Consider the following 15,122-nt stretch of genomic DNA (forward strand, 5'->3'; position numbering starts at 1 on the left):
AAGCGGCGCGGCAATCCAGTACAGCGGTTGCGTCAGGCTCAGCGCTGGATTGCTTCGCTGCGCTCGCAATGACGAGTGAGACGATCTGCACAGGATGCTCACAGCGAGTTCGTTTTTTCAGAAATTATTCTTGCCTTCATTCCTATCCGTAATACGATGCTCCCGTCCCGCTCCAACGGAAGGGCGCGTCGCGGTCGTCTTATCGATGCGGAGCGGGATGCGGTGGCCGTTACGATGCCGGGCCTTTGGAAAGTGCCGGAGAAATCCGTGTGATGCCTGAAGGAAAGACGCCGGTACGACGGGCGGACGGTCCAAGTGCATGTCCGGGCGAGGAGTTTGCACGAACCGGGCGAAGCCAGCGAAAGTGGCGAGGCCTGGGGACATGCAGCAAGCCGTTAAAAGAACCATCGCGTGCGGAGCGCAGGCGTTGAGCCTCCTCCGTGGCATTTGTTTTTTGCCATGTGCTTGCCAAGAGCACATGGCGCCGCGGGCGCGGTGAAACGCCCTTGCGTTCCGCACAGCCCTTTCGGGCAAGGGAAGGCACAAGACGACCGGCAAGCCTCAGGCCGGACAGAAACAGGGGGCGATAAGGCGCGTGTGTAACGCATTGATTATTATTGAGAAAACTTTCGGCGCGCGAACCGATTGACTCTGCTTCGCCTTCGGCCTTTAATGAGAACATATCATGAACAATGCGGCCTCTGGCAGGTTGGTTATTTGAACCTGTCGGGGCTCGCCAAAACGATCCAGGAGCGGCGCGATATGAGCCTCGCGCGCGTGAGCAGGCTTGCGTCTTTACGCAGCGAAGTGGAGCGGCTGGAAACGGGCGGCAGCGAACGCCTGTTTCCGCGCGTGAGACTCGGGGCTGCCGGCGCCGATGCTGCGCTGAAAGGCGGCCTCGCGCAGGGGACGATGCATGAGGTGTTCGGTGCTGCCGGTGCGCAGTCGGCCGCTGCGACCGGCTTCGTGCTTGGGCTGGCGCGCCGCCTGACGCAAGGCAAGCGCTTCGTCCTCTGGATCAGGCAGGACTTTTCCGCGCGCGAGTCCGGCGACCTGTCAATGACCGGTTTCGCCGAGCTCGGTCTCGACCCCCGCTACATTGTTGTCGTGCGTGCGCCTGCGGCAGAAACCGTATTGCGTACCGCCGCCGACGGACTTGCCTGTAATGCGCTCGGCGTCGTCGTTGCCGAAATCTGGGGCGAGACGCGTGCGTTCGATCTGGTGGCGAGCCGCAAGCTGACACTGGCTGCCGGCGCCTCCGGTGTCACGGCGCTGATGCTGCGGCTTGGCGCTGTGCCGCAGGCCAGCACCGCCGAGACGCGCTGGCTCGTGCGGGCCGCGTCTTCGCCGCCTGCTGCGTCCTGGCAGGGATGGGGCTTTCCCGCGTTCGATGCCGAGCTCGCCCGCAACCGTCACGGACCTGTCGGGCGATGGACCATGGAATGGACGAGTGATGAGTACCTTTTCCGCGAACAGACGGCGCATCCTCAGCGTGTGGCTGCCACGCCTGCCGACCGATCGGATTCGGCGCCTGCAGAGGCAGGCCGGCGCCGCAGCGCTTGACGATGAAGCGCTGGTGGTCACAGCGAAGATCGACAACGCGCTGCAGGTTGTCGCACTGAACGATGCGGCTGCAAAAGCAGGCCTTGTGGTGGAGATGCCGCTTGCAACCGCGCGCGCGATGCTGCCTGCGCTCAAGGTGCTCGATGCAGATCCTGTTGCCGATGGCAACACGCTCAACGCCATCGCTGCCTGGTGCGACCGTTTCACGCCGCTCGTGGCATTGGATGGTGCCGACGGCTTGTTTCTCGACATCACCGGTTGCGCGCACCTGTTCGGCGGCGAAGCTTTGATGCTGGCGAAAGTCTGCGATGCGCTGTCACGGCAGGGTTTCATCGTCAGCGGCGCGATCGCCGGAACTGCGGTTGCGGCTCGTGCGCTGACACGGCATGCACATGGGCGGGTCGTCGCCTGTGGCGGTGAGGCTTTGGCTGTCGCGCCGTTGCCGATCGCCACGCTCGGCGCCGACGAGAAGATCGTGCGGGGGCTCGGTCGCGCCGGCCTGAAGACGATCGGCGATGTCGCTGCGCGCGAACCTGCGGAAATCACCGCACGGTTCGGCGCAGAGTTCACGTTCCTCCTGCAACAGGCATTGGGGCAGGGCGATGCGCCGATCTCGCCGCGCAAGCCTGCGCCGGATTATGTGGCGGAGAAGCGTTTTGCGGATCCGGTCGCAACCAACGACGTCATTGCGATGACGCTTTCCTCGCTTGCCGCCGTGCTGACCGCCGCCATGGAGCGGCATGGCAAGGGCGCGCGGCTTCTGGAGGCCAGTTTCTTCCGCACCGATGGCGTCGTGCGGACAATCGCGGTGGAGGCTGGCCAGCCGATCACGCGTCCTGATATCGTCGATCGGCTGTTTGCCGAGAAGCTCGATGCGCTGGCCGATCCGCTTGATCCCGGTTTCGGCTTCGACCTGATCCGCCTGTCCGCGCTCCGCACGGTCGGTGCTATTCCGGTTCAGCACGGCTTCGATACCGCTGCGAACGAGGCCGAGGACGTGAACCAGCTCGTCGACCGGCTGGCCGCGCGGATTGGCCGGCAGCGCATCGTTCGCTACGTGCCGCAGGAGACGCATATCCCGGAGCACGCAGCGCTCGCTGTTCCGGCGCAGGAGGGGACGGGCACAGCGACATGGCCGGCACCGGTCAGGGGCGAGCCGCCGTCGCGGCCGTTGCGGCTGTTCGAGCGGCCGGAGCCGATCGATGTCACGGCGGACTTTCCCGACGGCGCGCCGGCGCAATTCCGCTGGCGGCGCAATCTGCATGTGATCATCCGCACCGAGGGCCCTGAACGCATCGCGATGGAATGGTGGCGGCATCGCGAGGAGGACGATGTCGAACCCGATGAATTCACCAGGCTGCATCCGCCGCAGCCGAATACGGAAGTCTTCAAGCGCGATAGCCGTGTGCTCACGCGGGACTATTTTCGCGCAGAGGACCGACAGGGCGTCCGTTACTGGATCTACCGCGAGGGCATTTTCGAGCGTGAAGTTGCGAGCTTCCGCTGGTTCCTGCACGGGCTGTTCGCATGACCCATATGGCAAATTATGTCGAGATCGGCGTCGCCACCAACTTCTCGTTCCTGCGCGGCGCGTCGCATCCGCAGGAATATGTGCATCAGGCAGTCAATTACGGACTGTCGGCGATCGGTGTCGCTGACCACAACACGCTGGCGGGGGTGGTACGCGCCTATTCCGAACTGGAGAATGAAGAGCTCGCCTACAAACCGAAATTGTTGATCGGAGCGCGGCTCGTCTTCATCGACGGAGTGCCCGATATCCTGGTTTACCCAAAAGATCGCGCGGCATATGGGCGGCTGTGCCAGCTTCTGAGCAGAGGCAAGCTCAAGGCTGAAAAAGGCGAATGCCTGCTGCAGTTCTCCGACCTGCTCGAATTCTCCGAAGGTCAGCTCCTGGTGCTGATGCCGCCGCATCAGTTCAAGCCGGGAAGCCTGGCGGGCACGCTCGACAGGTTGGTGGCTTCGTGCGCTGCAGGCGTCTGGCTTGCAGCAAGTCCGTTTTATCGCGGCGACGATGACCGCCGCCTGGCGCGTTTGCGCCGTGTCGCGGACACCGTGCGCGTGCCGCTGATCGCCACCAACGACGTGCTCTATCACGACTACAACCGTCGGCCCTTGCAGGACGTGCTCACCTGCATCCGCGAGAAGACGACCATCGACAAGGTGGGGCGGAAACTGCAGGCGAATGCCGAACGGCATCTGAAGACCGGCGATGAAATGGCGAGGCTGTTTCACGATCATCCGGACGCCATCGCCGAGACCGTTCGTTTCGCGGAGCGAATTTCGTTTTCGCTGGAGCAGCTCAGCTATCAATACCCGGATGAACCGGTGCCGCCGGGCAAGAGTGCGCAGCAGCATCTGGAGGATCTGACCTGGGCAGGCATTGCCAAATATTTTCCGGAAGACATCGATGACAGGATTCGGGCGATCCTGAACAAAGAGCTCACGCTGATCGGCAAGCGCCAGTATGCGCATTACTTCCTGACCGTGCATGACATTGTCCATTATGCGCGCTCGCAGAACATCCTGTGTCAGGGCAGAGGATCGGCCGCGAATTCCGTGGTGTGCTATGCGCTCGGCATCACCTCGGTCGATCCAACCGAGATCGATGTGCTGTTCGAGCGGTTTCTGTCCGAGGAACGCAATGAGCCGCCAGACATCGATGTGGATTTCGAGCATGAACGGCGCGAAGAGGTCATGCAATACGTCTATCAGCGTTATGGGCGGCATCGCGCAGCGATCGTTGCGACCGTCATCCATTACCGGCCACGCAGTGCAATCCGCGACGTCGGCAAGGCGCTGGGGCTGACCGAGGATATCACCGGGTCGCTTGCCGACACGGTGTGGGGGAGCTGGGGTGACGGCTACACCCGGCAGCAGCTCAAGCAGGCGGGACTTGATCCGGATAATCCCATGATCGGGCGGGCGATCGAACTTGCAACCGAGCTGATCGGTTTTCCCCGCCATCTGTCGCAACACGTCGGCGGTTATGTGCTGACGCAGGATCGGCTCGACAGTTATGTGCCGATCGGAAATGCGGCGATGGAAAATCGGACGTTCATCGAATGGGACAAGGACGATATCGATGCGATTCATATGATGAAGGTCGATGTGCTTGCTCTCGGCATGCTGACCTGCATCCGCAAATGCTTCGATCTGATCGCACAGCACAAGGGCAAGCGCTACGAGCTCGCGGATATCAAAGGCGAGGAAAACGATGTCGTCTTTCAGATGCTGCAGCGAGGCGAATCGCTTGGCGTGTTCCAGGTCGAGAGCCGTGCACAGATGAACATGTTGCCGCGGCTGAGGCCACGCACCTTCTATGATCTTGTGATCGAAGTCGCGATTGTCCGTCCCGGACCGATCCAGGGCAACATGGTCCACCCCTATCTGAAGCGACGGAACGGCATCGAAAAGGTCAATTATCCCGCGCCGTCGCCGCAACACGGCGACAAGAACGAACTCCGGCAGATTTTGCACAAGACCCTTGGCGTGCCGCTGTTTCAGGAGCAGGCGATGCGCATTGCCATCGAGGCGGCAAAGTTCACACCTGATGAAGCCAACCAGTTGCGTCGCGCGATGGCGACGTTCCGTCATGTCGGAACCATCCACAAGTTCGAGGACAAGATGGTGAAGAATCTGATGGCGCGCGGCTATCCGGAAGAGTTCGCGCAAAACTGCTTCAGTCAGATCAAGGGCTTTGGCGATTATGGCTTTCCGGAAAGCCATGCGGCGAGTTTTGCGCGGCTCGTTTATGTCTCGTCATGGCTCAAGCATTTCCACCCCGAGGCGTTTGCCTGTGGCTTGTTGAATTCGCAACCGATGGGTTTCTACGCGCCGGCGCAGATCGTCCGCGACGCGCGCGAAAATGGCGTCGAGGTGCGCCCCATCGACGTATCGTTCAGCCATTGCGACAATACGGTAGAGCCGTCATCGGGATCGAAGCACATGGCGCTGCGTCTCGGTTTCCGCCAGATCGACGGCTTCAAACGCCTGGAAGGCGAGGAGCTTCGGGAAACGCCCGAGGACGATTGGGGATGGCGCATCGTCGAGGCGCGTGCGCGGCGGGCCCGGCCTGCTCCCTCTCCCCCGTCGAAGTCGGATGTTTCCGACTTCGACCATTTGATAGCGCCGAACTCGGGTAAACCCGAGTTCGGGTGGAGAGAGGGTTGGGGTGAGGGGGCTACTGACTTCAATGGAGCTGCTGAATCTCAATCTCGAAGCCTCTTTAGTTCACTTGAGGATTTTGCACGCGACACCGGTTTGCCGAAGCGCGCGCTGGTCCTGCTTGCGGACGCCGATGCTTTCCGCTCCCTCGGCCTCGATCGCCGCGCGGCATTGTGGGCGGTACGGCGACTGCCCGACGACATTGAGCTGCCGTTGTTCACAGCCGCATCCGCCCGCGAGCTGCCCGACGAGGCGGCGCAGCCGCTGCCAGCCATGCCGCTGTCCGAACATGTGGTCGCCGACTATCAGACCATTCGCCTGTCGGTGAAGGGGCATCCGATGGAGTTCCTGAGGCCGATCTTTGCTCAGGAGGGGATCAGGTCCTGCCGCGATGCGACCGCCCTCGGCAACGGCCGCTACGTCAAATGCGCCGGGGTGGTGCTGGTGCGGCAGCGACCGGGCACGGCCAAGGGCACGGTGTTCATGACCATCGAGGACGAGACAGGCATCGCCAACATCGTCGTCTGGCCGAAGAAGATGGAGCAGTTCCGGAAAGAGGTGATGGGCGCCCGGCTGATCCTGATCGAAGGAAAGGTCCAAAGTGCTGAGAACGTCGTGCACATTGTCGCCGAGCGACTGATCGACCGCACTTACGAGATTAGCCGCCTGTCCGATGGTTCGCTCGAATCCTTCACGGCCTTGCCCGCGCCGCCAGCACTGATCGAGCCCGTCACAGGTGAGAAGATGCATCACCGCTACGACAAGAGCAAAGTGTCCCGCGCCCACCATCCGCGCAACGTGCGCATCCTGCCGCCGTCACGGGATTTCCATTGAGTATGGCCGCTGTCATTGCGAGGCACAGCCGTTCGTAAGAACGGCGTCGCTTCGCTCGCCTATGGCGACGAAGCAATCCAGCGCTGAGTTTGCTGCAAATGCCGCGCTGGATTGCTTCGGGCTGTGCCCTCGCAATGACGAACAGGATATGTTGATTTGCTCAATCAATGATGACGCTCAAGGACCTTGCCGCCATACTGTCCTTACGCAACCGATACTGAAGGCATTCCCATGAATTCCAGCTCCGACATCCTGAAAGATCTCTGGGCTCTTGCCGGCGGCGATCCGTCTGCGCTGGACGCGGTCAAGCTCACAGGCGCGGCGCCGCTGCTGCCGTCGTCGTTTGCAGTCGACACCGCCGCCCAGGTGACCATTGCCGCTGCGGGTCTTGCCGCCGCCGAAATCTGGAAGCAGCGCTCTGGTGAAAAGCAGAACGTTTCGGTCGATCTCGAACATGCTGTCGTCGAGTGCCGCAGCGAACGCTATCTGCGTGTCGCCGGCAAACCGCCGCCGCCAACCTGGGACGCGATTGCCGGCATCTACAAGGTGCGCGACGGCTTCGTGCGGCTTCACACCAATTTCCGGCATCACCGCGACAATGTCTGCAAGGTACTGAACTGCGAGCCTGAGCGGGACAAGGTACAGGCCGCGCTGAATAACTGGGACGGCGAGGATTTCGAGACCAGGGCCTATGCCGGCGGTTGCGTCGTCTCCTTCATGCGTTCGCACGAGGTCTGGTCGAAGCACCCTCATGCGCGGGCGCTGGCGGAGCTGCCGGTGCTGACGATCGAGAAGATCGGCGAGGCTGCGCCGAAGTCGTGGCCTTCCGGCCGTCGGCCGCTCGAAAGCGTGCGGGTGCTCGACCTGTCGCGGGTGATCGCGGGTCCCGTTGCGGGCCGCACGCTCGCAGTTCATGGCGCCGACGTGATGCTGATCGCCGGACCCGCGCTGCCGCAGATCGACTGGCTCACCATCGACAACGGGCGCGGCAAGCTGTCGGCGTTCGTCGAGCTCAAGAGCGAACAGGGAAGGGCGACGCTGCAGTCGCTGCTCGCCGGCGCCGACATTTTCTCGCAAGGCTATCGGCCGAAATCGCTCGCGGCCCTCGGCTTTTCGCCAGAGGAGGCCGCGCGGATCAATCCGGGCATCGTCTATGTTTCGATGTGCGCCTATGGACATGCGGGTCCGTGGGCAGAACGGCGTGGCTTCGATTCTCTGGTGCAGACGACGACCGGCTTCAACCATGCGGAAGGACAGGTGGCGGGTGTCGACGGGCCGAAGGAGCTGCCCTCGCAGATGCTCGATCACGCCACTGGCTACTTGATGGCGTTCGGCGCAATGATGGCCAGGGCGCGACAGGCGCGCGAGGGCGGCAGCTGGCATGTGCGCGTGTCGCTGGCGCAGACCGGGCGCTGGCTCTGGAATCTTGGTCGCATCACCGACGCCATGGGCAAGCCCGACCTGCCGTCGGAGACGGTGCAGAAATACATGCAGACGATGCCGTCCGGTTTCGGCGAACTGAGCGCGGTTCGCCATGCAGCGATCCTGTCAAAGACGCCGGCCTTCTGGGCCCGCCCCGCGATGCCGCTCGGCACTCATCCGCCGCAATGGCCGTTGCGGGGATGACGACGCGAAGCCTACCGTCCCTGGAACACCGGCTTGCGCTTCTCCTTGAAAGCCTTGCGGCCTTCGTTCACGTCCTCGGCCGGATTGGCGATCATCACCGCAAGCGAGGCATCCTGCAGGGAGCGTTCCAGCGAGATGTCGGTCGAGCGCTGCATCATGTGCTTGGCAAGACGCACCGCGAGCGGGGCCTGGTCGGCGAGAGCGCGCGCGAACTCCATGGTCTTCGCCTCGAGCTGGTCGTGCGGCACGACTTTCGTGACCAGCCCGAGCCGTTCGGCTTCGGCCGCGTCGTAGACCTCCGCGAGGAGGGTCATCTTCAGCGCCTTGTCCATGCCCATGAAGCGGGGGAACAGCCAGGCGCCGCCTTCGTCAGGCAGCAGGCCGAACTTGCCGCTGGTGTCGCCGAGCTTCGCCGCATCGGAGGCGATGCGGAAATCGCAGGCGAGCGCCAGTGCCAGTCCGCCGGCGACGCACGGGCCATTGACCATGGCAATCACCGGCTTGTCACAGCGCGCGAGCGCCAGGATCACCCGGTGCATGCCGTCGCGCATCTCGACCCCACGGCCGAGCTGCACGTTGATGCGCGCCATCCGTTCTTCGGTGGGTTCGCTGCCGGAAATGTCGCCGCCGGCACAGAAGCCGCGACCGGCGCCGGTGATGATCAGGCAGCGCAGCGTGTCCTTCTTCATGTATTCGTCCACGGCTTCGGCAACCTCGTGGCAGAGCACATGATTATAGGCGTTGAGGAACTGCGGGCGGTTCAACGTGATGCGGCGGATCATCGGCTCTGCATCGGAGACGATGATGGTCTTGTAATCGTGAGCCATGTTGCCGTTCCTCCCTCTTGTTTCAGTTCGCCGTGCCGTCAGCCTTCCATGATCGCCACGACCTGCTCCTCGCTGACCACGTCGTCGACCTTAACCAGTACGGACTTCAGCTTGCCTCCGGCGGTCGCGGTCACGGGAATTTCCATCTTCATCGCCTCGACCAGCAAAATCTCGTCGCCATTGCTGAGGCTTGCGCCGAGTGCGGCAGGGATCGAGCAGACGCGGCCCGCCACCTCGGTCTTGATCTTGATTTCAGCCATTCATGTCTCCTGTTGAAACTTTCAATTGGTCAGCGATCCTTCATGGTCGGGTCGAGCACGATGCGCAAGGACTCCCCGAGTGCATTGAATGCAAGGGCAACCACCAGAATTGCAAGGCCCGGCGCGTACATCTGCTCCGGCGCTATTTCCATGTACTGGTAGGCGCGGGCGAGCATCGCGCCCCAGCTCGGATCGGGTGGCTGGATACCGAGGCCGAGGAAGCTGAGGCTTGCCTCCGCGAGCAGCGCTGCGGCGAGCAGCAGCGTCACCTGCACGATCACCGGCTGCAACGAGTTCGGCAGCACGTGCTTCCAGAGAATATGCCAGGCCGGCGCGCCGAAGCAGCGGGACGCGTCGACATAGAGCTCCTGCCGCACGATCAGAGTGCGTGCACGCACGATGCGGGCGAGCGACGGGAACATGACGATGCCGACGGCGATCATGCCGTTGGTGAGGCCGATGCCGAGCGCACCGGTCACCGCGATCGCCAGCACGATCGACGGAAACGACAGGAAGGTGTCGATGACGCGACTGATGACGTCGTCGAGCCAGCCGCCGAAGAAGCCGGCGACCAGGCCGACCGGCAGGCCGATGGCGATGGCGACGCCGACGGCCAGCAGGCTCGCGTAGACCGTCACCGGCGCGCCGTAGATCAGCCGACTGAAGATATCGCGGCCAAGGTCGTCCGTGCCGAGCAGGTGCGCAGCGCTCGGCGCGGCCAGCATGTTGTTGACGTCCTGCGCGGTCGGCGAGTAGGGCGCGATCCACGGTGCGGTGGCGGCGATGATGACAACGCCGACAAGCACCGCAAGCGCGAGGGCGGCGCGCAGATCAGATGCGAGCCAGCGGACGAAGCGCCGAACGCGACCGGGCTCGGCACGGCGCTGCGGACGCGGAAGAGCCAGGTCGGTCATTGCTCGATCCTCGGGTCGACCGCAGCGCAGAGCAGGTCGGTGATCAGGTTGACAAGAATGACGACGATGACCATCGCGAACACGACACCTTGCACGATCGGGAAATCGCGCTGGATTGCGCCGCGCACGATGAGGCTGCCCATGCCCGGTATGGCGAATACCGCCTCGACCACCACGGTCGCCGCCAGCATGCGGTTCACCAGCAGGCTGATGATGGTGAAGAGGTTGACGCTGACGTTCTTCAGGCCGTGCTGCCAGAGGATCTTCGACATCGACAGGCCCTTGGCATGAAGCGTCCGCACATATTGCGACGACAGCACCTCCAGGAGCGAGCCGCGCAGTTGCCGCGCCACTTCCGCCATGCCGTAGGCGGCGATCGCGATCGCCGGCAGCAATGCGTGCCGCATCGCCTCCCAGGGCGAGGCCAGGAACGGCTTTGCACCGGTCGCAGGCAGCAAGTTCAATTTCAGCGAGATCTCGGCGACCAGAATCATCGCCAGCCAGAAGCCGGGAATGGCGACACCGAGCGAGGCCAGCATGCTGACCACCTTGTCGAGCAGGCCGTTCGGCTTGATCGCGGCGACGATGCCCATCGGAATGCCGGTCGCAAGCGCCAGCACCAGCGCGATCGCGACGATCAACAGCGTGTTCGGAAACGCGCGCGCGATCGACGTTGCGACTTTCTCACCCGACAGCAGCGATTGCGACAGGTCGCCCTGCATGGCGTTGGCGAGCCACGAGCCGTACTGCACGAGAAATGGCCGGTCGAGCCCGTAAATCTGCCTGATCTCGGCGATCCGCGTATCGCTGGCATTCTCGCCGGCCAGCGTCACGGCGATGTCGCCGGGCACCAGCTTGAGCAGCGAGAACACCATGAAGGTCGCGAGCAGCATCACCGGCAACGCCTGCAGCAGGCGGCTGCCGATGACCTTTGCCGGGCTTCGTCGCGCCACCGCTCAGCTCTCCAGCCACACGTCGTCGTATTTCGGCTTGCCGAGCAGGTTAGGCCGGTAACCCTGCACGCGCTGGTTCATTGCCACCAGTTCGAACTGGAAGGCGAGGGGTACGAAGAAGGCATTTTCCATCACCAGCCGCTGCACCTTTGCAAAGGCTTTCCTGCGCGTCTCGATGTCTTCGGTGGCGCGCGATTCCTTGAGCGCTATGTCGAGTTCCGGCGGGAGCGGCGCACGGCCGGCGTTGAAGTAGGCGTCCTTGGTGTACTGCAGCGAATAGGTCTGACTGGGGTCCGGACGCCCGGTCCATGCCGCCAGCAGTCCAGATCCGCGCTTTTCGTTGCCGAAGAACGCGGCAGACGCCTCGGCAACGGGCGCGTTGAGAAACTTCAGCGCCATGCCCGCCTTGCGCAGCTGTTCGATGAGGATCTCCTGTCGCTGCACCGAGTCCTGGTCCGGATAGCTGACCAGTTCGACGACGGTCCCTTCCTTGAAGCCTGCCTCGCCGAGCAACTGTCGCGCCTTGGCCGGGTCGTAGGGGTAGAGTTCGGCGACCGACTTGTCGTAGGCCCAATGCGCCTTCGGCAGCGTCATGGCGGCGGGTTCGGCAAGGCCTGCAAGCGAAGCCTTGACCAGCGCCTCGCGATCGACCGCGAAGTTGAAGGCCTTGCGGACCCGCACGTCGTCGAAGGGCGGCTTGCCCCAGTTCAGGAAGATCTGAAAGCAGTACAGCGTCGGGCCTGTAACCACCTTGAGATTGCGTGCGCGTTCGACGATCGCCTTCTGCCGCGGCGGCAGCTGGTAGATCAGGTCGTTCTGCCCGGCGGTGACCGAGCGTGCACCCGTCGTCAGCTCTGGGATCAGCGCGAACTCGATCCCGTCGAGGTAGGGTCGGTTCGGCTTCCAGTATTTCTCGTTTCGCTTGGTGACGATGCGCTCGCCGTCCGCCCAGCTGACGAAGGTGTGAGCGCCGGTGCCGACCGGCGTGCGGTTGAGGTTGCCGGCGGAGGCCGCCTTGAGCGCCGTCGGCGAGACCATCATCCCTGCGCGATCAGAGAGGATCGCCGGCAGCGCAGTGTCAGGTGTGTTCAGCTTCAGCGTCACCTGCATCGGTCCGGTGACGTCTACCGAGGCAACGGTTGCGACGTCCGCCTTGATGTTCGATTTCGGATCGGTCTTGGCTCGATCGAGGTTGAATTTGACCGCCTCGGCGTTCAAGGGGGTGCCGTCATGGAAGGTCACGCCCTGGCGGATGTTGATCACGAAGGTGGTCGGATCGGTGAAGCTCCAGCTTTCGGCCAGACCCGGTTTCGGTTTCAGCGTCTCGAAATCCCATTCGGTCAGCGAGTCATACATCGTGTAAAGGAATGTATGATCGGAGCCCGCGCCGCCTGTGGCTGGATCCAGGCTCGACGGATTGGTGAAAGCCGAGACCCGCAGTGTGCCGCCGCGCTTCGGCGTCGTTTGCGCGAAGCTCGCCCCGCCGAGCGAGGCGCTGGCCGCCGCGCCGGTCATCAACGCGATGGCATTGCGTCTGGTGATTGCTGCTGCCGCCAGACGGTCATGGGTCATGTCGTTGTCCTCTCTTGGTGCGCAGTTACATCATTCGGGGAGAAATTCGGACGGTCCGCGAAATGGCAGGCGACCCAGTGATCGGCCGCGAGCTCGCGCCATTCGGGCGTTTTCTCGGCGCAGAGATTCTGCGCGTAGCGGCAGCGGGTGCGGAAGCGGCAGCCAGACGGCGGATTGATCGGGCTCGGAATCTCGCCTTCGAGGATGATGCGCTTGTCGCTGCGCATGGTCGAGGGCAACGGCAACGGCTCTGCCGACAACAGCGCCTGGGTGTAAGGATGCATGGGGCGTCCGGACACCTGTTCGGTCGGCCCGAGCTCGACGAAGCGGCCGAGATACATCACTGCGACCCGGTCGCTGATGTGCGAGACGACCGAGAGGTCGTGAGTAATGAACACGTAGGTAAGGCCGAGGTCGCGTTGCAGCTCGGCGAACAGGTTCAGCACATCGCCGCGGATCGACATGTCGAGTGCGGCGACCACCTCGTCACAAACGATCAGCTTTGGCCGCAATGTCAGCGCACGTGCGATCAGCACACGCTGCTTCTGACCACCGGAAAGCTGGTGCGGGTAGCGCTCGCAGATCTCCTGCGGCAGACCGACCCGGTCCATCGCCTCGCGGGCGCGGGCAATGCGCTCCTCGCGTGTGCCGGCGCGCGCAAGCTCCAGCGGCTCCAGCACCGAGGCAATGATGCTCATGCGCGGATTAAGTGCCGCGTTCGGGTCCTGGAAGATGATCTGATAGTCGCGGCGATGACTCTGGAAGCGGGCGCGCGGCAGGCTTTGCGGATCGATACCGTTGTGCAGGATTGCGCCAGCCGTGGGGCGTTGCAGAAACACCAGAGCGCGGCCGATCGTCGTCTTCCCCGATCCAGACTCGCCGATAATGCCGAATGTCTCGCCGCGGCGCACATCGAAATTGACGCCGTCGACGGCTTTCACCGTGGCACGGCGGTCGAGCGTCGGAAACCGTACCTCGAGATCTCGCACCGAAACGATAGTGTCCCGGTGCGTTTCGGTCGCAGGCGCCGACGTCATCGTTGGACTACCATTTCCGCCGCAGGGCTTGACGCGGCATGCTGCAGCGCGCCGGGCAGATCGAGGTCTTTGAAGCGCCAGCAGCGGACCTTGCGCCCATGCCCGGCGTCGCGCAGTTCCTGCTCGGCGTCGCAGCCCGGTGCGGCGAACGCGCAACGTGCCTTGAAGCGGCAGCCGTTCGGCATTTCCGTGATCGAAGGCACGCGGCCCGGAATCGAAGAGAGCTTGCCGCGACGCGGGCTGAGGTGCGGCAGCGACTGCAGCAGGCCGGAGGTGTAGGGGTGCAGCGGTCGCACCAGTGCCGCATCGGTCGGCGCATCCTCGATCACCTCGCCGGCATACATTGTGATCATGCGCGTGCAGGTCTCGGCGACGACGCCGAGATCGTGAGTGATGAGCATCAGCGCGGTCTGCGATGTCACGCTCAGGTCGCGCAGCAGCTCGAGGATCTGCGCCTGCACGGTCACGTCAAGCGCCGTGGTCGGCTCGTCTGCGATCAGAAGTTGCGGGCCGCAAATCAACGCCGCGGCAATCATCACGCGCTGCCGCATGCCGCCCGACAACTGATGTGGATAATCGTCGATCCGCCGCTCGGGCGAGGCGATGCCGACGCGGCGCAACATGTCGATGGTCTTTTCGCGGGCTTCGTCCTTGCTGATCTGCGTGTGGATCAGCAAGGCCTCCGCGATCTGGTGGCCGACGGTGAACACGGGGTCGAGCGCGCTCATCGGCTCCTGGAAGATCATGGCGACGCGCTTGCCGCGGATCGCACGCATCGACCGTGTGCTGCAGGAGGCGAGGTCCGTTTCGCCGAGCATGATCGAACCGTCGATGCCGGCCAGATTGTTCGGCAACAGACGCAGGATCGACAGTCCGGTGATCGTCTTGCCGCAACCGCTTTCGCCGACGATGCCGACGCGTTCGCCCGGGGCAATATCGAAGTCGATTTTCCGGGTCGCCTGCCAGACGCCTTGGGCAGTCTTGAAGCGAATGCCGAGGCCACGCACCGACATCAACGGTTGCGACGAGGCAGCCGTTGCCGGTTTCGATTGTGCAAGAGTTGCGGCCTGCATCATCGCGGCGCGCAATGGGTCGCGGCGGCCACGCTGCCGGTTTCGGCAACGCGCAAGTGTGGCAGGGGCATCCCATTCTCCCGAAGCGTAGGCCGCGTCTTGCGCGGCTTCTTAGTTCGCAAAGGATCGCGCGTGGGTGCGCGCCCGGCAAGCGGAATTTTTATTCCGTGTGTCAGAATGATATCGGCAACTGTGCGGCGGTCGCGGTCCTCGAATGCGATCCTGTCGCGTGGCATTGCCTCCTTCGCTCTTGCTCAAGCTTCTCATTGCGTTCAGAA

11 protein-coding genes are annotated in these 15,122 nt (G+C 63.4%); 4 read left to right on the plus strand and 7 right to left on the minus strand.

The annotated features are described in order from the left end of the window. The first annotated feature begins 762 nt into the window (after positions 1 to 762). The 4 genes from RCO31_RS32950 to RCO31_RS32965 all read left to right on the plus strand — a co-directional run bounded on the left by RCO31_RS32950 (position 763) and on the right by RCO31_RS32965 (position 8,208). Positions 763 to 1,563 carry a DNA repair protein gene (locus RCO31_RS32950; RefSeq protein WP_308972617.1) on the plus strand — a complete coding sequence of 267 codons (801 nt, stop codon included), beginning with the start codon at positions 763 to 765 and terminating at the stop codon, positions 1,561 to 1,563. Continuing rightward, positions 1,454 to 3,094, plus strand: a complete 1,641-nt coding sequence (locus RCO31_RS32955; RefSeq protein WP_308972618.1) for a DNA polymerase Y family protein — start codon at positions 1,454 to 1,456, stop codon at positions 3,092 to 3,094. The genes RCO31_RS32950 and RCO31_RS32955 overlap by 110 nt, the downstream gene beginning before the upstream one ends. Then, a complete protein-coding gene (locus RCO31_RS32960) occupies positions 3,091 to 6,582 on the plus strand; it encodes an error-prone DNA polymerase (protein WP_308972619.1) in 3,492 nt (1,163 codons plus the stop codon). The genes RCO31_RS32955 and RCO31_RS32960 overlap by 4 nt, the downstream gene beginning before the upstream one ends. A gap of 231 nt (positions 6,583 to 6,813) precedes the next feature. Further along, positions 6,814 to 8,208 (plus strand): CoA transferase, encoded by a 1,395-nt coding sequence (locus tag RCO31_RS32965; protein WP_308972620.1) that lies wholly within the window; start codon positions 6,814 to 6,816, stop codon positions 8,206 to 8,208. Positions 8,209 to 8,219: 11 nt separating this feature from the next. Here RCO31_RS32965 and RCO31_RS32970 read toward each other — a convergent pair whose 3' ends face one another. Genes RCO31_RS32970 through RCO31_RS33000 form a run of 7 tightly spaced genes read right to left on the minus strand, consistent with a single transcriptional unit; the run spans position 8,220 to position 14,847 of the window. Beyond that, on the minus strand, positions 8,220 to 9,035 hold the full coding sequence (locus RCO31_RS32970; RefSeq protein WP_308972621.1) for an enoyl-CoA hydratase/isomerase family protein: 816 nt from the start codon (positions 9,033 to 9,035) through the stop codon (positions 8,220 to 8,222). 38 nt (positions 9,036 to 9,073) lie between these two features. Continuing rightward, positions 9,074 to 9,295, minus strand: a complete 222-nt coding sequence (locus tag RCO31_RS32975) for an acetyl-CoA carboxylase biotin carboxyl carrier protein subunit (RefSeq protein ID WP_308972622.1) — start codon at positions 9,293 to 9,295, stop codon at positions 9,074 to 9,076. Positions 9,296 to 9,324: 29 nt separating this feature from the next. After that, positions 9,325 to 10,209: an ABC transporter permease gene (locus tag RCO31_RS32980; protein WP_308972623.1), complete on the minus strand. Its 885-nt coding sequence runs from the start codon at positions 10,207 to 10,209 to the stop codon at positions 9,325 to 9,327. Next, positions 10,206 to 11,162 carry an ABC transporter permease gene (locus RCO31_RS32985; RefSeq protein WP_308972624.1) on the minus strand — a complete coding sequence of 319 codons (957 nt, stop codon included), beginning with the start codon at positions 11,160 to 11,162 and terminating at the stop codon, positions 10,206 to 10,208. The genes RCO31_RS32980 and RCO31_RS32985 overlap by 4 nt, the downstream gene beginning before the upstream one ends. A gap of 3 nt (positions 11,163 to 11,165) precedes the next feature. Further along, the gene (locus RCO31_RS32990; RefSeq protein ID WP_308972625.1) at positions 11,166 to 12,734 is read right to left on the minus strand and encodes an ABC transporter substrate-binding protein; all 1,569 of its coding nucleotides are present in this window, start codon (positions 12,732 to 12,734) and stop codon (positions 11,166 to 11,168) included. Further along, positions 12,731 to 13,771, minus strand: a complete 1,041-nt coding sequence (locus RCO31_RS32995; RefSeq protein WP_308972626.1) for an oligopeptide/dipeptide ABC transporter ATP-binding protein — start codon at positions 13,769 to 13,771, stop codon at positions 12,731 to 12,733. The genes RCO31_RS32990 and RCO31_RS32995 overlap by 4 nt, the downstream gene beginning before the upstream one ends. Beyond that, positions 13,768 to 14,847 carry an ABC transporter ATP-binding protein gene (locus RCO31_RS33000; protein ID WP_308972627.1) on the minus strand — a complete coding sequence of 360 codons (1,080 nt, stop codon included), beginning with the start codon at positions 14,845 to 14,847 and terminating at the stop codon, positions 13,768 to 13,770. The genes RCO31_RS32995 and RCO31_RS33000 overlap by 4 nt, the downstream gene beginning before the upstream one ends. Positions 14,848 to 15,122 lie beyond the last annotated feature (275 nt).

It is taken from the genome of Bradyrhizobium sp. LHD-71 (assembly GCF_031157255.1).
Taxonomy (GTDB): domain Bacteria; phylum Pseudomonadota; class Alphaproteobacteria; order Rhizobiales; family Xanthobacteraceae; genus P52-10.